Here is a 19,144-nt window from a genome sequence, read left to right as displayed (position 1 = left end):
ATATGACTACCACCCTTGGCCTAGGGGCTTTTCCCCTCCGTCGCGCCTTTGGCGTCTTTACCGCCAGCTTGTTGTCGTTCTCCGTCAGCGCCGCAACGCTGACCCGGGATAACGGCGCTGCCGTCGGCGACAACCAGAACTCGCAAACTGCCGGTGCCACGGGCCCGGTGCTGCTGCAAGACGTGCAACTGATTCAGAAACTCCAGCGTTTTGACCGCGAACGTATCCCAGAGCGCGTGGTGCATGCCCGTGGTACAGGCGCCCATGGCACCTTCACCGTTACCGACGATCTGAGCGACCTGACTAAGGCCAAAGTGTTCGCAGGCGGTCAAAGCACGCCCGTGTTTGTGCGCTTTTCGGCGGTGGTGCATGGCAACCATTCGCCAGAAACCCTAAGGGATCCCCGCGGTTTCGCCACCAAGTTCTACACCGCCGACGGTAACTGGGATTTGGTTGGCAACAACTTCCCGACTTTCTTCATCCGCGACGCCATCAAATTTCCCGACATGGTTCATGCGTTTAAGCCTGACCCACGCACCAATCTCGATGATGATTCCCGTCGCTTCGATTTCTTCTCCCATGTTCCGGAAGCCACCCGCACCCTGACCGAGTTGTATTCCAACTCGGGCACGCCGGCCAGTTATCGGCAAATGGACGGCAATGGTGTTCACGCCTACAAGTTAGTGAATGCCAAAGGCGACGTTAACTACGTGAAATTTCACTGGAAAAGTTTGCAGGGGATTAATAATCTTGATCCCAAGGCAGTTATTAAAGTTCAGGGGCAAGACTACAGTCATCTCACCAACGACCTCGTCACGCACATCAATAAGGGTGATTTTCCGAAGTGGGACTTGTACGTTCAAGTCGTAAAATCGCAAGACTTGTCTAACTTTGATTTTGATCCATTGGACGCGACCAAGATTTGGCCAGGCATCCCGGAGCGAAAAGTTGGACAAATGGTATTGAACCGTAACCCGGCGAATGTCTTCCAGGAAACCGAGCAAGTTGCCATGGCCCCGGCCAATCTGGTTCCCGGTATCGAGCCTTCTGAAGACCGTTTGTTGCAAGGCCGAGTGTTCTCTTATGCCGATGCACAACTGTATCGTGTCGGCGCCAACGTTCTGCAGTTGCCGATCAATGCACCTAAGGTTGCGGTGAATAACGGTAATCAGGATGGCGCGATGAACAGCGGTGCGACGAGCACTGGCGTCAATTACCAACCGAGCCGCCTGGAGCCTCGGGACGAGCAGCCGACCGCGCGCTACAGCCAGTTAGCCTTGTTTGGCAGCACTCAGCAGGCAAAGATCCAGCATGAGCAGAACTTCAAGCAGGCGGGTGATCTGTATCGCTCTTACAGCCAGAAGGAACGCCAGGATCTGATCGACAGCTTCGGCGGCTCTCTGGCCACGACCGACGACGAGAGCAAGCACATCATGTTGTCTTTCCTGTACAAGGCCGACCCGGAATACGGGACTGGCGTGACCAAGGTCGCCAAGGGTGATCTGAATCGCGTGAAGGCGTTGGCTGCAAAATTGGCCGACTGATCCCGTTAGCCTGAAAGCGGGACCTCATTCGAGGTCCCGTTCGACCAAGGAATCTGTCATGCGTTTTTATTCCTCTGTGTTATTGGCCTGTTTGTCGTTCAGTGTTTTCGCCGATCCGAGTGTCGGCGTTGCGAAGGATCCTGCGGCACTGAAAGCCCAGTTGCAGGATTATTACTTTGACGCCGCCCGCCGTGGCGATGTGCCGATGCTCGATACTTTTATCGAGGCCGGCTATTCCCTTGATACCCGTGACGACAAAGGTTACACCGCACTAATTCTGGCGGCTTACCACGGCCAGAGCGCTGCGGTAGACCGTTTACTCGCCGCCGGGGCAGACGCCTGTGCTCAGGATCAACGGGGTAATACAGCGCTGATGGGCGCTATTTTCAAAGGCGAAGCGCAGATCGCCCGGACGCTGTTATCCGCCAATTGCAGTCCTGATCAACGCAATGGCGCCGGGCAGACAGCGGCGATGTACGCCGGGTTGTTCAAGCGCGTTGAATTACTCGACGCCCTCAAGGCAAAAGGCGCCGATATGAATGCTGAAGACCCCTTAGGCAACAGCGCCGCACGTCTGGCCGGCGGTGAAATCCGTACCGCCGCGCCGCGCTGATCGTCTCTACCTGGGCTATCATCGCGTTTTTTGCCGGGAGTTCAGATGGCCAAGGCCAAGCGCATGTATGGCTGCACCGAGTGCGGCTCAACTTTCCCCAAGTGGGCCGGCCAGTGCGGCGAATGCGGAGCCTGGAACACCCTGACCGAAACCATGGTCGAGAGCGGCGGGGCGGTAGCGCCCAGCGGCCGTACCGGTTGGACCGGCCAGCAGGCACAGATCAGGACCCTGGCTGAAGTCAGTGTCGAGGAAATCCCGCGCTTTTCTACGGCCTCCAGTGAACTCGATCGTGTACTGGGCGGTGGTCTGGTCGACGGCTCGGTGGTGCTGATCGGCGGTGATCCCGGCATTGGCAAATCGACCATTCTGTTGCAAACCTTGTGCAACCTCGCCAAGAGCATGCCGGCGCTATACGTCACGGGCGAAGAATCCCAACAGCAGGTGGCCATGCGTGCCCGTCGCTTGGGCTTGCCTCAGGACAAACTGCGGGTGATGACCGAAACCTGCATCGAAACCATCATTGCCACGGCCCGCCAGGAAAAGCCCAAGGTCATGGTGATTGACTCGATCCAGACGATTTTCACCGAGCAACTGCAATCGGCACCGGGTGGCGTCTCTCAGGTACGCGAAAGCGCGGCGCTGTTGGTGCGCTACGCCAAGCAGAGTGGCACGGCGATTTTTCTGGTCGGTCATGTGACGAAAGAAGGCGCGTTGGCGGGCCCTCGGGTGCTGGAGCACATGGTCGATACCGTGTTGTATTTCGAAGGCGAATCCGATGGTCGGTTGCGCTTGCTCAGGGCTGTAAAAAACCGTTTTGGCGCGGTGAATGAGCTGGGTGTCTTTGGCATGACGGACAAGGGCCTGAAAGAAGTCTCCAATCCATCGGCGATTTTTCTCACCCGTGCTCAGGAAGAGGTTCCGGGCAGCGTGGTCATGGCTACGTGGGAAGGTACTCGGCCGATGCTGGTGGAGGTTCAAGCGTTAGTCGACGACAGCCATTTGGCCAATCCACGTCGGGTGACGCTGGGGCTGGATCAGAACCGACTGGCCATGTTACTGGCGGTGTTGCACCGTCACGGCGGCATACCGACCCACGATCAAGACGTATTTCTCAATGTGGTGGGTGGGGTCAAAGTCCTGGAGACGGCTTCCGACCTGGCGCTGATGGCGGCTGTAATGTCCAGTTTACGCAACCGGCCGCTGCCGCACGATTTGCTGGTTTTTGGGGAAGTGGGGTTGTCGGGTGAAGTGCGCCCGGTGCCAAGTGGCCAGGAACGCTTGAAAGAGGCGGCCAAACACGGTTTCAAGCGCGCTATCGTGCCCAAGGGTAACGCGCCTAAAGAAGCGCCGCCTGGGTTGCAGATCATTGCCGTGACCCGCCTCGAACAGGCGCTAGATGCCTTGTTCGAATGACCCTTGGCGAACGAGCTTGCACATTTTGAAAGGGAGCCCGTCTTCAGATGTCGATCAGGGCGCCCAGTTCACGCTCCAGTTCCTGGGGGTCTCCCAGGTTGAATTCAATCAACCGCCGCAGGCGCTCGATGGACTCCAGGCTGATGTGTTTGCAGACGAAGCCAAGCTGACCGTGGTCATCGTGCGTCAGTAGCACATCCATCTTGATCGCGACGTCATCAGTCAGATGAACATCGACGCAAAAGTGATGCTCTCGATTGCCCAGCCACGGCTCGGGCTTCTCGATCAACAGCCCTTTGAGCGAAAGGTCTATCAGCTTGACTGGCCAAGTGAGTCCCTCCTGGCTCAGCTCGGTTCGGGCATCGAACGCAATACGTTTGAAGCGGCGGCGATTGGCAGGGTGCTCACTCATGGCGCAATCCTCATAAGGGTTGGCTGACTATAGACCCGCTGCGCTAAAGACCGCCACCGCAGGCAAGGCGCTAGACCAATGTCGGGTATGGTCTTTGCCGTCGTTAGCGCTAAACTCGGGGTGGCTGTCTTTCTTGTCCACCCTGGCTGGGATAATAAAATGAAAAACAATAATAGCCTGCTACGCCACTTACCCTGGCTGCTGCTGGCAATCGTAGGCGCGTGCGCCCTTGGCGTAGTGGCATTGCGCCGAGGCGAGGCGATCAACGCCTTGTGGATTGTGGTCGCTGCCGTGGCCATCTATCTGGTTGCATACCGTTATTACAGTCTGTTCATCGCCAACAATGTGATGCAACTTGATCCGCGACGTGCCACGCCCGCCGTGGTCAACAATGATGGTCTGGATTACGTCCCTACCAACAAACACATCCTCTTCGGCCACCACTTCGCAGCCATCGCTGGCGCGGGACCTTTGGTCGGGCCGGTGCTGGCGGCACAGATGGGTTACCTGCCGGGTACGCTCTGGCTGATTGCCGGCGTGGTACTGGCCGGTGCGGTTCAGGACTTCATGGTCCTGTTCATGTCCACACGTCGCAACGGCCGCTCGCTGGGTGACATGGTCCGTGAAGAAATGGGCCGTATTCCTGGCACCATTGCGTTGTTTGGCTGCTTCCTGATCATGATCATCATCCTCGCGGTGCTGGCGCTGATCGTGGTCAAAGCCTTGGCTGAAAGCCCATGGGGTATTTTCACGGTGATGGCGACCATCCCGATCGCGATGTTCATGGGCATTTATATGCGCTACATCCGACCGGGTCGCATTGGTGAAATCTCCGTTGTCGGCGTGCTGTTGCTGCTGGGCTCGATCTGGCTGGGTGGGCAGATTGCCGCTGACCCGGTGTGGGCCAAAGCCTTCAGCTTCACCGGGATCCAGATCACCTGGATGCTGATCGGCTACGGTTTTGTCGCGGCGGTACTGCCGGTGTGGCTGATTCTGGCGCCCCGTGATTACCTGTCTACCTTCCTCAAGATCGGTACCATCGTCGCGCTGGCGATCGGCATCCTGGTCACTATGCCCGTGTTGAAAATGCCGGCGCTGACTCAGTTCATCGATGGCACGGGACCGGTGTGGAAGGGCGGGCTGTTCCCGTTCCTGTTCATCACGATTGCCTGTGGCGCGGTCTCGGGTTTCCACGCGCTGATTGCTTCCGGCACCACGCCGAAACTTTTGGCGAGCGAAGGCCATGCCCGTTATATCGGTTACGGCGGCATGCTGATGGAGTCGTTCGTGGCCATCATGGCGATGGTTGCCGCTTCTGTGATCGAGCCTGGTGTGTACTTCGCCATGAACAGTCCGGCGGCTATTGTCGGCGGTGATGTGATGCAAGTTGCGCAAACCGTCAGCAGCTGGGGTTTTGCAATTACCCCGGAAGCGCTGCAAGCGGTGGCCAGGGACATTGGTGAAACCACTGTTCTGGCGCGTGCTGGCGGTGCTCCGACCCTGGCGGTCGGTATCGCGCAGATCCTGCACAGCGTGCTGCCGGGTGAAAACACCATGGCGTTCTGGTACCACTTTGCGATTCTGTTCGAAGCACTGTTTATCCTGACCGCCGTCGATGCCGGCACCCGCGCCGGACGCTTCATGTTGCAGGACTTGCTCGGCTCCTTCGTGCCTGCGCTCAAACGCACTGAATCCTGGACCGCCAACCTGATCGCGACCGGTGGTTGTGTGGCGATGTGGGGTTACTTGCTGTACCAGGGCGTGATTGATCCGCTGGGTGGCATCAATACCTTGTGGCCGCTGTTCGGTATCTCCAACCAGATGCTGGCGGGGATCGCGCTGATGTTGGCGACGGTCGTCCTGATCAAAATGAAACGGCAACGCTACATCTGGGTCACCATGCTGCCCGCTGTCTGGTTGCTGATCTGCACCGTCACCGCAGGCTTCATAAAGTTGTTCGACGCCAACCCGGCCATCGGCTTCTTGGCGCTGGCCAAGAAATACAGTGATGCTCTGGCAAGTGGCCAGATCCTGGCGCCGGCCAAGGACATCAACCAGATGCAGCACGTGATCTACAACGCTTACACCAACGCAACGCTGACGGCGCTGTTCCTGTTCGTGGTGTTCAGTATTCTGTTCTATGCGCTTAAGGTCGGTATCGCCGCTTGGGGTACTAAAGAGCGCACGGATAAAGAAGCGCCATTCCAGGCTGTTCCTGACGCGTAATCGAGGATTGCAAACATGTTCAATGACCTGAGTCGCCTCGGTAAATACCTCGGTCAGGCCGCGCGCCTGATGGTCGGCATGCCCGACTACGACAATTACGTCGAGCATATGCAAACCAAACACCCGGACAAACCGGTGATGAGCTACGAGATGTTCTTTCGCGAACGTCAGGAAGCCCGTTACGGTGGCAAGGGTGGCCCCAAGTGTTGTTGATCTGCTGAGCAGCTTTGTTTGACCCGGTGGGAGCGGGCTTGCCCGCGATAGCGACTGAGCACTCAACATCCGTGTTGGCTGTCAGTCTGCAATCGCGGACGAGCCCGCTCCCACATTTGTTTGGCCCATTCCATTCATTTTTGTGAATCAGGAGAACGCGTTTGTCCTCTCCCATCCCTGTGACGATCCTCAGCGGCTTTCTTGGTGCGGGAAAAACTACGCTGCTGCGTTATCTGCTCAAAGCCGAGCACGGCCTGAAAATCGCCGTGATTGAAAACGAATTCAGCGACGCGGGTATCGACACTCAGTTGTTGGGCGACGAGCCGGTGCAAGTGATGACGTTGTCCAACGGTTGTGTCTGTTGCACTATTCACACCGACCTGACCAAGGCTCTATACCTGCTGCTTGAGCGTTTGGACAGCGGCGAAATCTTTTTCGATCGTCTGGTGATCGAATGCACAGGCCTGGCTGACCCGGCACCGGTGGCGCAGACTTTTTTCATTGATGAAGAGCTGCGCGAACGTTACATCCTCGATGGCATCATCACGCTGGTGGACGCTGCGCATGCCGACACGCACCTGACGCAGACTATCGCCCAGGCGCAGGTAGGTTTTGCTGATCGCCTGCTGGTGAGCAAACGGGATCTGGTGGACGAGTTGGCTTTCACTGCGCTGAGCGAACGTTTGACTCGGATCAACCGTCGCGCGCCGATTCGTGTGGTTGAACACGGCAAGATCGACCTTGCCGAATTACTCGATGTTCGTGGTTTTAACCTCAATGCCGACCTGGGCGGTGGCGTGAGCTTGCGTCCGGTGAGCAAAGCACCCTCCATTGACCGCATCACCAGCTTGGTACTGCGTACTGAAAAAGCACTGGATATCGACAAACTCAGCGAGTTCATGAACCAACTGCTGGAAGACCATGGCAAGCAATTGCTGCGCTACAAAGGCGTGTTGAACATCGCTGGCGAGTCGCGTCGTATGGTCTTTCAAGGCGTGCTGAAACTGTACGGTTTTGATTGGGACACTGAATGGATGAAGGACGAGGCGCGGGAAAGTGTGATCGTGTTTATTGCCGATGATTTACCGGAGGAGGAGATTCGTGCGGGGTTTGCACGGGTGGCGGCCGAGTAAGGTCAAGGCTTCTTCTGTGTGTTGAACGGACTTTTTGTGAGCAAGCTCCCACGAGGGGGCGCTTATCCAATAGGTGAGGAGCAATCGTCCTCGATTGCTTTTGTTATCGATCTGACCGGCAGCACACTTCTGAGTGGAGGTCGTGTTCAGCAATGTGCTCTTCACTGGAAGACTTATGGTGAAAGTAACCGGCCGAGAAAGTTGAGTTCTTTACACCTGTGAACGATCAGGAAGGTGGGTCGCTAAAATAGTTAAATTGAACGTTACGATACTTTTTGTACCCGTGTCGGCCGTGTAAGAAAATCGTGAGCCGTGTATTTTAGCTCTGCCAATAAAACCGCCATCGATAGCTTTGAGCTTTACGTAATGGTGATTGCCACGCAAGTTGTCCAAGGTGATAACGTTATTGTTTGCATCTAGCAGCTCAAATAGCGTGAGCGCTTCAGCGTTTCTATCGACCGCACCCAGAATTCCACTGATGCCTTTACTAAGGCGAAAGTTTGGAGGATGGGGGTCATTATCCCGGATATAAATTTCGTAACCCTTTGATGTATAAAAAAAATACAGCTTGAGTGGCGGGATGTCTCTGACGTCCTTGTTCGGGCGGGAGCCCAGTAAATGCGAGTCATCACGCTCCTGTGGACGGCCGCTGAAGAAGCCGCCGCTGCCTGCAAAGGGTGTTGAAATGGCCGGCTTTCCGTAGAGCGTTGCAAGGAGGTTTGATGCCCTGCCAGGTATTTCAAGGGCGGCGCTAAAGGACTTTTGAATAGAACTGGTCATGAAAGTATCTCAATGTTTTTATTAAACTTATGATGTGGTTTCCTGTGCTGCAAAGAAGAGGCTAGTAGTTTTTTGCTAAGAGCGCGGGGGTATATATTTCAAAAAATTAGACAGGATTTTCTGGCGTGAGCGCAAGACGAGCAAAGGATGGGCGCCCAGTAGCGCTGAGCAGTAGCGCGGGGCCGTCAGGTAATAAAATCTTATATTTTAATTTAAAAAAACCCGGCTTAAGAGCCGGGTTTCTTGTGTTTAAAGCAACCGCTATTAAGCGCCGTATACCGGCAGCTTTTTGCAAATGGCTTTGACCTTCTCACGAACGGCGTCGATCATCGCTTCATTATTCAGATCAGCCAGGATGTCGCAGATCCAGCCGGCCAATTCTTGGCAATCAACTTCGTTGAAGCCACGAGTGGTCACAGCAGGAGTACCGAAACGCAGACCGGAGGTGACGAACGGGGAGCGTGGATCGTTAGGCACCGAGTTCTTGTTCACGGTGATGAACGCTTTGCCCAGTGCGGCATCGGCGTCTTTACCGGAGATGTCCTGCTTGATCAGCGACAGCAGGAACAGGTGGTTTTCAGTACCGCCCGACACTACGTCAAAACCGCGCTTGATGAACACCTCGGCCATGGCCTTGGCGTTCTTCACTACTTGCTGCTGGTAGGTCTTGAATTCAGGCTGCAGCGCTTCTTTAAAGCAGATCGCTTTGGCCGCGATCACGTGCTCCAGCGGGCCACCCTGTGCGCCAGGGAATACGGCGGAGTTCAGCTTTTTCTCGATGTCGGCGTTGGCGCGAGCCAGGATCAGGCCGCCACGTGGACCGCGCAGGGTCTTGTGCGTGGTGGTGGTCACGACGTCAGCGAAAGGGACCGGGTTCGGGTAGACGCCAGCGGCGACCAGACCGGCCACGTGTGCCATGTCGACAAACAGGTAGGCGCCAACCTTGTCAGCGATTTCGCGGAAACGCGGGAAGTCGAGGATCTGCGAGTAAGCAGAGAAACCGGCCACGATCATTTTCGGCTTGTGTTCAACGGCCAGACGCTCGACTTCGTCGTAGTCGATAAGGCCATTGGCATCGATACCGTACTGAACGGCGTTGTACAGCTTGCCGGACGAGGACACGCTGGCGCCGTGTGTCAGGTGACCGCCGTGGGCCAGGCTCATGCCCAGGATGGTGTCGCCCGCTTGCAGCAAGGCCAGGTAAACGGCGCTGTTGGCTTGTGAACCTGCGTGCGGCTGAACGTTGGCGTAATCAGCACCGAACAGTTCTTTGGCGCGGTCGATGGCCAGTTGCTCAACCACGTCGACGAACTCGCAACCACCGTAGTAGCGCTTGCCCGGATAACCTTCGGCGTACTTATTGGTGAGTACCGAGCCTTGAGCTTCCATCACCGCAGGGCTGGTGTAGTTTTCCGAAGCGATCAGCTCAATGTGTTCTTCCTGGCGCTGAGCTTCTTGCTCCATGGCGGCAAAGAGATCGGCGTCGTACTTGGCAATAGTCAGATCACGGCTGAACATGGCGGTCCTCAAGGATCGGGGCAGAAAAGAGGCGCATTCTAACCCAACGGGTTTTAGATGGCATATGAAAGGACATCATGTCGCAGACAAGTGGCCTTCATGACGGGATCAGCGGTGAGGGTGCTGGCCTCATCGCGTGCAGGCTCGCGCGCTGATTTGGAATGCAATCGCTGTGCGAGCGTGCTCGCGATAGCGTCATCAGGCACACAGCAACATCTCAGTCGAACATGAAGAGCGCTTCATTGCTGAACTGTGCTTCGAACCGGGTCGCCGGCATCGGCCGACCGAACAGATACCCCTGAACCTCATCACACCCGTGCTCACGCAGGAATTCGAGCTGTTCGTGGGTTTCCACGCCCTCGGCGATTACCGCCAGGTTCAGGCTGTGAGCCATGGCAATGATTGCCCTGGCAATCTGCGCATCCTGCTCGCCCGACGGGAGTCCATCGACGAAGGTGCGGTCGATTTTCAGGACGTCGATGGGGAATTGCTTGAGGTAGTTGAGCGATGAATAACCGGTGCCGAAGTCATCGACCGCAATGCTCAGGCCAAGGTTTTTCAAACCGGCGAGAATCTGCATCGCTTCGCTGACTTCGCGCATCAGGATACTTTCGGTCAGCTCCAACTCCAGGCACGCCGGCGGCAGGCCGGTTTCCCTAAGGATGGTAGCGATTCGCGTGCCGAGTTGGCCGTCGGAGAACTGCCGCGCCGAAATATTCACCGAGACCTTCGGTACGCGCACCTTGGCCAGGTGCCACGCCTTAAGCTGCCGACACGCCTCGCTGATCACCCAGTCACCGACGTCCACGACCAGCCCGAGTTCCTCAAGCACCGGAATGAAATCTCCGGGAGGTACCAAGCCGCGTCGCGGATGGCGCCAGCGTAGCAGGGCCTCAGCGCCGGTCAGGCGTTTGCCGTCGCCGCTGAACTGCGGTTGGTAGTACAGCACAAATTCGTCTTGCTCCAAGGCATGACGCAGGTCGCTTTCAAGCTCCAGACGCTCCAGTGCGCTGGCGTTCATATCCGCCTGATAGAACTGGAAGTTGTTCTTTCCACGCTCCTTGGCGTGGTACATCGCCGTGTCGGCGTTCTTCATCAGTTGACTGAGTTCGTTGCCGTCCTGCGGGCTCAGGGCGATCCCGATACTGGCCGTGACGAAGAACTCGCGGCCTTCGAGCACAAAAGGTTTCACCAGGCTGGCGAGGATCTGCTCGGCGACATTGATCGCTCGGTTCAGCGCTACTTCACGATTGATGCGCGGTTGTAGCAACAGGGTGAACTCATCGCCGCCCATGCGCGCCACGGTGTCGTCGTCATCGACACAGCCCAGCAAGCGGATGGCCATTTCCTTGAGCATTCGGTCGCCGGCGGCGTGCCCCAGCGAATCGTTGATCGGCTTGAAGCGATCCAGGTCGAGGAACATCAGCACCACCCAAGACTTCTGCCGCTCTGCCGATTGCAGCGCGGTGTGCAGGCGATCCTGGAACAGTGTGCGGTTGGGCAGGTGGGTCAGCGCGTCGTAATAGGCGAGACGGTGAATCCGTTGCTCACTGGCCTTGCGTTCGCTGATGTCGCTGAAGAAACACACGTAGCTGGCCAGGTCGCCTTCGTCGTCGAGTACGGCGGTGATCCCGACCCAGGCCGGGTAATGCTCGCCACTGCGCCGCTTGAGCCAGACTTCGCCTTCCCAAGTGTTGTTCTGGTGCAGTTGCTTGAGTACGTAACGCAGATGGGCGTCCTGCTGCTCGTCGACGGTCAGCATGTTCGGTAGCTGGTCGAGTACCTGCTCCACGGCGTAGCCGCTGACACGACTGAACGCTTCGTTGGCCTGGACGATGTAACCGGCCGGGTCGGTGATCAGGATTGCCGAGGTCGAATGTTCAAATACCGTGGCGGCCATGCGCAGGTCTTTCTCGGCGCGGCGTTGCTGGCTGATATCGCGACCGACGCCGAGCACACCTTCGAAAGCACCGTGTTCGTCCCAGACCAGTACCAGGCGCAATTCGATCGGTATCTTGCGCCCGTCCGCCCGCAGGCAGTCGAACAGGTACAACTGCGTCTGCACCTGATTGCGCAGCAGCGCCAGTTGCTCGGGTTTATCCAGGGCTTTGCTGATCCGGTCCATCAGGGCGGAAATCCCGCTTAGCTGTTGCGGATTGGCGATGGTCGATTGCCAGCCGTTCTGGAATACCCAGTCGACGTCGTAGCCCAGTACCGCGTACACCGACGGGCTGACGTAATTGAGCGTCATCTTGCGGTCTGTGGAAAAAATCACATCGCTGATACTTTCGGCGAGCATCCGGTAGCGCCGCTCACTGTCGCGCAGGGATTCGCTGGCCTCGATTTGCTCGGTGATGTCTTTGGCCACGCCGATGATTCGGGTGACCTGATCGTTCTTGTCTCGCGCCAGTGCTTGTTCGCGGATATCAAAACGGCGCCATTTGCCGTCACGATGGCGAAAGCGCAACTGACATTGCAGCAATTGGCTGTAACCGGCGTAACGCTGGGTCTGACGCGAGCGATGGTAGTAATCGGCATCCTCGGGGTTGAGCAGGATTTCCCAGAAGTACTCGCCCATCTGGTGCAATTCGCTGCGGTTGTAACCGAGCGTCTGCCCTAAGTGGTGGTTGCTGAAAATCATGCGCTGGCTGATCACGTCCTGTACGTACAGGTGATCCGGTACGGTGCGCACCACATCGGACCAAAACCCCTCGCGTTCCAGCAATGACAGTTCGATGAGCTTGCGACTGGTGATGTCGTTGATGCTCAGGATCACCGATTTATAGTCGTGCTGTTCTTCCGGCAGGCGCAGTACCAGCCACAGGTGCTGGTCGCGGCCGTGGGTGTCCTGAATTTTGATTTCCAGCTCAAGCTGTTGTTGCTGGTTGAGCACCGCTTCAAGCACTTGATTGCCGATGGCCTTGTTGTCCAGGGGACAGCCATCTATCAGCAGTTTCCAGGCCTGATCGCAGGCGTTGACGTTAAGCAGTTGCAGGGCAACCTGGTTGACTTCGGTAATACGCAGTTCTTGCAGTAATTGCTGACGTTGGTCCGGGATGGCGAGCCAGGCCTGCAGTTGCTCGCTGTTGTTCAACTGCGCCTTTTCGAAAAAACTGTTCAGCCCGGACAGGTCGAGCACACACAGTGCAACGCCGGTGCCATCGAAAATGTCCTGATAGCGTCGGCGCCCTTCATGCAACTGATGCTGACGTCGACGCATGCTTAGCAGCGCGATGAATGGCAGCAGCGACAGCGCCAGACCCAGCAGGCATTTGGCAATGAACGCAGGCAGCAGTTGTTCGATCACCTGTTGGCGGTCGAACAAGCCGCGTAATTGCCAGTCACTGCTGCTAAGGGGCACCGTCAGTACGCTGTTGGCCAGGTCTTCGGCTGTCAGCATGTCCGGTCTGGAACTGGACAGGGCTTCGTCACGGCTGATGATCTGGTGATTGACGCTGTTTTCTACCAGCCACAGGGGGCGGATACCGGTTTCACCCTGTTTGGTCAGGGACGAGAAAAACGTCGGCGTCAGGCGCAAGACCCAGTAACCACGGCTGCTACCGCTGGCTTGATGCAGTAACAGATGCACCACCGAGCCGTCATTGGCATTGCTGAAATAGTGAGCTTGAGCACGGCTTCGCCGCACCAGATCACTCAGGTAGTCGGTGTCCTGGCTATCGGTGGCGCTGTCGCTGAGGATCTTTCCGGACGGGCTGAGCAATGCGAGGCTGCGCAGGTCGGGTAACGATTGCTGGAGTTTGTGCAGCAGTGCCTGCTGTTCGTCGGCGCTTTGCGGTTGTTCGACGATCGGTAGCAGGTTGAGGGCTATTTGCGCGTTCAGCGCCATGTTCAGGCTGACCTGCGAAGCCAAGTCTGCGGTGTAGTCGATGGTGTACTGACGTTGGGTTTTCTGGGTTTCTCGAAGCTGATCCAGCAACTGCCAGAACAGCAGTGCGAGCAACAACAGCACGAGTGTGGCCAGTGCGCCCTTTAATGTGCCGCGCAGGGGGGAGCCGGACGCTACAGTCGGTGTGCGGCTGGACAGGTGCGTAGTGGCATTGGACAAACTGTAATCCTGCGGTTTGGCTGGACTGGCGCGACGTTCACTATAAGCCGGACGCCCGAAGGGCGGCTAGCATGCCTTGAGTTGTGGCAAAGTGCCAGTCCCTCGCGGCTGGACTGCCTTTGATCATTCAGGTAGCTTTGCCGGTTACGCGGGAGCGTTCCAGCTCCTACACTCAGGCTTTTTCAGCGCGCACACCTTGATAACCTCAACCGTGCGACGCGCATGGCCTGGCCGGGCATCGCCTGCGCTCCAATCATTCATCTGTCACTGACCCAAGGTTCTCCATGGCTCAATACGTCTTCACCATGCATCGGCTGGGCAAAGTTGTTCCGCCGAAGCGGGAAATCCTGAAAAACATTTCGCTGTCGTTCTTCCCCGGCGCCAAGATCGGCGTACTCGGCCTCAACGGTTCGGGCAAATCCACGCTGCTGAAAATCATGGCCGGCGTCGATACCGAGTTCGAAGGCGAGGCCCGCCCGATGCCGGACCTGAACATCGGCTATCTGCCGCAGGAACCGATTCTTGACCCTACCAAGACCGTGCGTGAAGTGGTTGAGGAAGCGGTCAGCGTAATCAAGAACGCCCAGGCCCGCCTGGACGAGGTTTACGCCGCCTACGCTGAAGAAGATGCCGACTTCGATAAACTGGCCGCCGAACAGGCCAAGCTCGAAGCCATCCTGCAAGCCAGCGACGGCCATAACCTGGAACGCCAACTGGAAGTCGCCGCCGATGCGCTGCGCCTGCCGGCGTGGGATGCCAAGGTTGAATTCCTGTCCGGTGGTGAAAAGCGTCGGGTGGCCTTGTGCCGTTTGCTGCTGTCCGCACCGGATATGCTGCTGCTCGACGAACCGACCAACCACTTGGACGCTGATTCTGTCGCCTGGCTGGAGCACTTCCTGCACGATTTCCCGGGCACCGTGGTAGCGATCACGCACGACCGTTACTTCCTGGATAACGTCGCGGGTTGGATTCTCGAACTTGACCGTGGCGCGGGTATCCCTTACGAGGGCAACTACTCGGGTTGGCTCGAAGCCAAGTCCGACCGTCTGGCCGCCGAATCCAAGCAGCAGTCGGCCCACGAAAAAGCCATGAAGGAAGAACTGGAGTGGGTGCGCAAAGGCGCCAAGGCCCGCCAGTCCAAATCCAAGGCTCGTCTGCAACGCTTCGAGGAAATGCAGTCGCAGGAATTCCAGAAGCGCAGCGAAACCAATGAGATCTACATCCCGGCCGGTCCGCGCCTGGGTGACAAGGTCATCGAATTCAAGAACGTTACCAAGGGCTATGGCGATCGCGTGTTGATCGACAACCTGTCGTTCTCGATGCCCAAGGGCGCCATCGTTGGCGTGATCGGCGGTAACGGTGCCGGTAAATCGACCTTGTTCCGCATGCTGATGGGCAAGGAACAACCGGATTCGGGCACCATCGAAGTCGGCGAAACCGTGCAACTGGCGTGCGTCGATCAAAGTCGCGAAGACCTGGATGGCAGCAAGACGGTGTTCCAGCAAATCTCCGACGGTTCCGACCAGATCCGCATTGGCAACTATGAGATTCCGTCGCGTACCTACGTCGGTCGTTTCAACTTCAAGGGCGGTGATCAGCAAAAGTTCGTCAAGGACCTGTCGGGTGGTGAGCGTGGTCGTTTGCACCTCGCCTTGACCCTGAAAGAGGGCGGCAACGTCCTGCTGCTCGACGAACCGTCCAACGACCTCGACGTTGAAACCCTGCGCTCCCTGGAAGAAGCCCTGTTGGACTTCCCGGGCGCCGCCATTGTGATCTCTCACGATCGGTGGTTCCTTGACCGCGTCGCGACGCACATCCTGGCCTACGAAGACGACTCGCAAGCGGTGTTCTTCGAAGGTAACTACAGCGAGTACGAAGCTGATCGTAAAAAGCGCCTCGGTGACGCAGCTGCCCAGCCGCACCGTGTACGGCACAAGAAACTGGCCTGATTTCAGGTCGGTTGCCTAAAAGACGGAGCCTTCAAGGGCTCCGTTTTTTTATGGCTTTTAGTCAGGCGGAGCGAGGTGCGGTCTTCGCGAAGACGGCCTCCAAATTACCCGACGTCTATACCCATGACCTCAATCACCCAATCCCCCGCAGGCCGCTTCCACAGCACTTCATCCCCGACCTGCGACCCCAGCAGCGCCCGTCCCAACGGCGACCCCCAATTGATCAACCCGCTGGCAGCATCCGCCTGATCCTCGCCGACCAACTGCACACGTTGTTCATTACCGTGCTCATCGGCAAACGTTACCCAACAGCCAATCTGCACCTTGTCGGTGGAAGACGCCGGGGTAACGACGAGCGCGCTGTGCAGTCGCTGATTGAAATACCGCCAGTCGCGCTCAAGATCAGCCTGGCGCTGTTTATCGGCCAGTTCACCTTTTGCACTCTGTTGATTGAGCAAGCTCTGTACTTCGGCGACCTTTGCCTGAAGCAGGGCGAGACCGGCCGGGGTGACGTAGTTGGGCTGCGCACTGATTTGCCGTTCCACTGGCGGGTCGGCTTGCGCGGCGGCGTTATCCTCATTGACGAAGGCACGACTCATGGTTTTCTCCCGTTATAGGGTTTGGGCCATGCTCGCAGGTTTTTAGTTTCGACGGATGTCTGCCAGCGACCTATTCGTGATTCGACTGGCATTCGCGCGTATAAAAATCAGCGCGAATACCCGCCGTATTTAAGCGTGCAGGCTTCCCTTGAACCTTGGAATCATCCCGCCGGGATGAGGATGTGTCAGGTCAGTAGTGATACCACTTCACCTCAAGCATCACTTCGTTCTCGGGCGAGGCGAGATGGCTGAACTCGCGTTGGGCACTCAGGCGCAGGCCCAGGTTGCGCGACAATTCCCACTGTTGATTCAAGCTCAAGCTACGACGTACTTCGCCGTTGGTGAAAAAATCGCCCTTGGTTTCGAGGCTGAAGTTGCCGAGCGGGTTCTTCCACAACACCCCGCTATTGAAGCCGGCGGCCGGGGCAACGAACCCGGCGAAGTCGTTGTTATGTTCGATGCGCACCGTGCCCAGCGCAAAGCCGAGCACGTCTTCGCCCAGTTGCCAGGTGCCGCCGGCACCACCATTGACGTGGCTGACCAACGTTTCGTCGTTATGTTTGCCCGGCACGCGCTCCAGGCCGCCTGTGACTTGCCATGACAGTGGTTGCAGCAGCTCGTTGCGTGGGGTCAGGGAGCGGATGGTTGCCAGGTCCAATTGCTGCAACTGCCAGTGATTACCTTCGTACTGGCGCAGTTTCATTTGCAGAATTTCGATCTGCGCACCAAGCGGGAAGCTCTGAGCGTTGTCGTTGAGGTCGTGATAGGCCATGCGCAAGCCATATTCGCCGAACGCCTGGTCGCCCCGGGTGCCGAAACCGGCCTGCCAAGTGCGCGATTCGTGGCCATCTTCGGGCAGGCCGGGGCGCGGAATGTCCAGTTCCGGTGGCGGATTTTGATTGATCGCCCGTAGCAGTTCAAAACTGCGCTGGGCGCCTGCCGGGTCGCGTTCCTGGCCATTGGCGCGGTAGCGTTCGAGGCGGTAGGCTGCATCGATGATCAGCGCTTGGCGAGCCTTGGGTTGAGCCTTGAAGGCCGGGGCCTGCAGTTGGTTCTGGTCGGCGCTGACCTTCAGCACCCATTGCTGTTCTTCGCCGGTTAACGGTTCGGCGCGACTGAGCAGTTCGCGCTCACGGGATGGGCGGTATTCGATGGACTCCACCAGTCCGGCGTCTTTCACCGCTTTGACCGTATCGGTCGGGATCGCGGTGAGCGGGAACTGCTCTGTCAGGCGCAGGCTGGGCCGTGCCACTTGCAGCAGTTCGAGCAAGCGGTAGGAGCAGTTTTCGTCGAAGAAAAAGTAGTCGAACCGGACCTGCTTCAGTTCCCAGACGTGCTCGACCATGCGCTCGGTTTCTGGCTGCGTCAGGTTTAGCCGGTATTCCCACAGGTCACGGTTCTCCAGGCTGCGGTATTCCGAGAGTTTTTCCTGGTAGGGCACCAGCGCGAATAGCCCTGGATAGCCGCCCATCAAACCTTTCCACGCGTAAAGAATGCTGTTGTCCGAGCCTTCGATGTAGGCGCCGAAATTGATCGCGTAACTGAGCAGAGAGGTCTTGTCGCGTTGTACGTCAGCCTGATCGATGCGCAACAGCGTGTGACCGAACATCGACGACGGGCTGTTGAGGTAGGCCGCCGGGAAAATCAGCACCGCGCTATGTGGCGCAACGTCTTTGAACCACTGCTTGAACCCGGTGCAGTCCGGCGTCGGTAAATCGTTGAGATTGAGCTGCGCTTTCAACCAGCGGGTACGTGCTGGATAAACGCATTGCGCGTGTTTTTCGCCGGCATTGGCCGGGGCATACAACGCCTGCACTGTCGCCGCCAGCTCCCTATCGGGGTGCTCGTTGCCGTCTGGCGCAAGGAAAAATTTCTGGTCGCTGACGTAGCTGCGCCAGCCGCCAAGCTTCGCGGTTTCGTAGTGGCCCAGGGAAATCCAGAACGGCTCGTTGGCCAGTTGCTGCAAGCGTTGAGCGTCAACGTGTGGCGCGGCGGACAGCGGGACGCAGACACAGAGCGCCAGCCAGGCAAGGCGTTTGAGCATAGTGGGCAACTTAGAATTCGAAATAAAGACCCAGGGGGAGGAGGTCCAAAAACAAAACCCGCTCCCCGAAAGGAGCGGGCGGTTCGAGCTTAAGCTTGAGTGGCGTACTTGGCCAGACGCGGATCGCTCTTCAGAACGGCCAGGGTATTGGTATGCACGTCGTCAGCGGTCACATCAGCCTTGCTGAAAATCTGCTGGAAGTGCTCGTGAGTCACTGTCGCGAAGTGCGCACGGTCTTCCGGCGCCACGCCCAGTACCACGGCGTAAGTGGTCAGCGCTTCGCCCTGACCCTTGGCCATGTCTTCGGACAGCTCGTTCATCATGCCATTCATGGCAATCCAGGATTTGCCGCCGTAGGTCAGCGCTGAGTTGGTCGAGCAACCGTTAGTGCCGGAGGTCATACCAAACGTTGCGTTACCCGAAGTGCCGTTAGTGGTGGATGCCAGGAAGTGGGCCGGGGTGCCACGCTGACCTTCGAACAGCATGTTGCCCCAACCGCAATCCGGGCCGCCTGGCGCTTGCGCCATGGCGTTGAGGGAGACAACGGTGAAGAGAGTACCGAGAAGAATCCGTTTCATAGCTGTGTTCTCTTTGTGTGCATACCAATGGACAAGGGGGGCTGGAACCACGTTGG

General features: G+C 57.6%; 14 protein-coding genes. 7 read left to right on the top strand and 7 right to left on the bottom strand.

The window, feature by feature from the left end; translation table 11 throughout:
* Positions 1 to 2 precede the first annotated feature (2 nt).
* Genes katB through radA form a run of 3 tightly spaced genes read left to right on the top strand, consistent with a single transcriptional unit; the run spans position 3 to position 3,570 of the window.
* Positions 3 to 1,544 (top strand): catalase KatB, encoded by a 1,542-nt coding sequence (katB, locus tag RHM68_RS21685; protein WP_322219015.1) that lies wholly within the window; start codon positions 3 to 5, stop codon positions 1,542 to 1,544.
* 58 nt (positions 1,545 to 1,602) lie between these two features.
* On the top strand, positions 1,603 to 2,157 hold the full coding sequence (locus RHM68_RS21680; protein ID WP_322219013.1) for an ankyrin repeat domain-containing protein: 555 nt from the start codon (positions 1,603 to 1,605) through the stop codon (positions 2,155 to 2,157).
* Between the two features lie 45 nt (positions 2,158 to 2,202).
* A complete protein-coding gene (gene radA, locus RHM68_RS21675) occupies positions 2,203 to 3,570 on the top strand; it encodes a DNA repair protein RadA (protein ID WP_322219011.1) in 1,368 nt (455 codons plus the stop codon).
* 43 nt (positions 3,571 to 3,613) lie between these two features.
* Here radA and RHM68_RS21670 read toward each other — a convergent pair whose 3' ends face one another.
* Positions 3,614 to 3,982 carry a PilZ domain-containing protein gene (locus RHM68_RS21670; RefSeq protein ID WP_322219010.1) on the bottom strand — a complete coding sequence of 123 codons (369 nt, stop codon included), beginning with the start codon at positions 3,980 to 3,982 and terminating at the stop codon, positions 3,614 to 3,616.
* A gap of 159 nt (positions 3,983 to 4,141) precedes the next feature.
* Here RHM68_RS21670 and RHM68_RS21665 point away from each other — a divergent pair, with 159 nt between their 5' ends.
* From RHM68_RS21665 to yjiA, 3 genes are all read left to right on the top strand, one after another.
* Positions 4,142 to 6,208, top strand: coding sequence for a carbon starvation CstA family protein (locus tag RHM68_RS21665; RefSeq protein ID WP_322219008.1), 2,067 nt, complete (start codon positions 4,142 to 4,144; stop codon positions 6,206 to 6,208).
* Positions 6,209 to 6,223: 15 nt separating this feature from the next.
* On the top strand, positions 6,224 to 6,421 hold the full coding sequence (locus tag RHM68_RS21660; protein ID WP_007895266.1) for a YbdD/YjiX family protein: 198 nt from the start codon (positions 6,224 to 6,226) through the stop codon (positions 6,419 to 6,421).
* A 161-nt stretch (positions 6,422 to 6,582) separates the two neighbouring features.
* The gene (yjiA, locus tag RHM68_RS21655; RefSeq protein ID WP_322219004.1) at positions 6,583 to 7,554 is read left to right on the top strand and encodes a GTPase; all 972 of its coding nucleotides are present in this window, start codon (positions 6,583 to 6,585) and stop codon (positions 7,552 to 7,554) included.
* Between the two features lie 210 nt (positions 7,555 to 7,764).
* Here the strand turns inward: yjiA and RHM68_RS21650 are convergent, their stop codons facing one another.
* The 3 genes from RHM68_RS21650 to RHM68_RS21640 form a co-directional block, all read right to left on the bottom strand.
* The gene (locus RHM68_RS21650) at positions 7,765 to 8,334 is read right to left on the bottom strand and encodes a hypothetical protein (RefSeq protein WP_322219002.1); all 570 of its coding nucleotides are present in this window, start codon (positions 8,332 to 8,334) and stop codon (positions 7,765 to 7,767) included.
* A gap of 264 nt (positions 8,335 to 8,598) precedes the next feature.
* Positions 8,599 to 9,852 (bottom strand): serine hydroxymethyltransferase, encoded by a 1,254-nt coding sequence (gene glyA, locus RHM68_RS21645; protein ID WP_322219000.1) that lies wholly within the window; start codon positions 9,850 to 9,852, stop codon positions 8,599 to 8,601.
* A 217-nt stretch (positions 9,853 to 10,069) separates the two neighbouring features.
* Positions 10,070 to 13,918: an EAL and GGDEF domain-containing protein gene (locus RHM68_RS21640; RefSeq protein WP_322218998.1), complete on the bottom strand. Its 3,849-nt coding sequence runs from the start codon at positions 13,916 to 13,918 to the stop codon at positions 10,070 to 10,072.
* A gap of 284 nt (positions 13,919 to 14,202) precedes the next feature.
* Between RHM68_RS21640 and ettA the strand changes: the two genes are divergently transcribed.
* Positions 14,203 to 15,867, top strand: a complete 1,665-nt coding sequence (ettA, locus tag RHM68_RS21635) for an energy-dependent translational throttle protein EttA (protein WP_322218997.1) — start codon at positions 14,203 to 14,205, stop codon at positions 15,865 to 15,867.
* A gap of 104 nt (positions 15,868 to 15,971) precedes the next feature.
* Here the strand turns inward: ettA and RHM68_RS21630 are convergent, their stop codons facing one another.
* From RHM68_RS21630 to RHM68_RS21620, 3 genes are all read right to left on the bottom strand, one after another.
* Entirely contained in the window at positions 15,972 to 16,466 is a 495-nt protein-coding gene (locus RHM68_RS21630; RefSeq protein ID WP_322218995.1) for a GreA/GreB family elongation factor, read from the bottom strand.
* A gap of 190 nt (positions 16,467 to 16,656) precedes the next feature.
* Positions 16,657 to 18,510: a DUF4105 domain-containing protein gene (locus RHM68_RS21625; RefSeq protein WP_322218994.1), complete on the bottom strand. Its 1,854-nt coding sequence runs from the start codon at positions 18,508 to 18,510 to the stop codon at positions 16,657 to 16,659.
* An 89-nt stretch (positions 18,511 to 18,599) separates the two neighbouring features.
* Positions 18,600 to 19,088: a DUF3015 domain-containing protein gene (locus tag RHM68_RS21620; RefSeq protein ID WP_322218992.1), complete on the bottom strand. Its 489-nt coding sequence runs from the start codon at positions 19,086 to 19,088 to the stop codon at positions 18,600 to 18,602.
* Positions 19,089 to 19,144 lie beyond the last annotated feature (56 nt).

The organism is Pseudomonas sp. DC1.2 (assembly GCF_034351645.1).
Taxonomy (GTDB): domain Bacteria; phylum Pseudomonadota; class Gammaproteobacteria; order Pseudomonadales; family Pseudomonadaceae; genus Aquipseudomonas.
The sequence above is the reverse complement of the archived record's forward strand: the minus strand, read 5'-3'. Positions and strand labels throughout refer to the sequence as shown.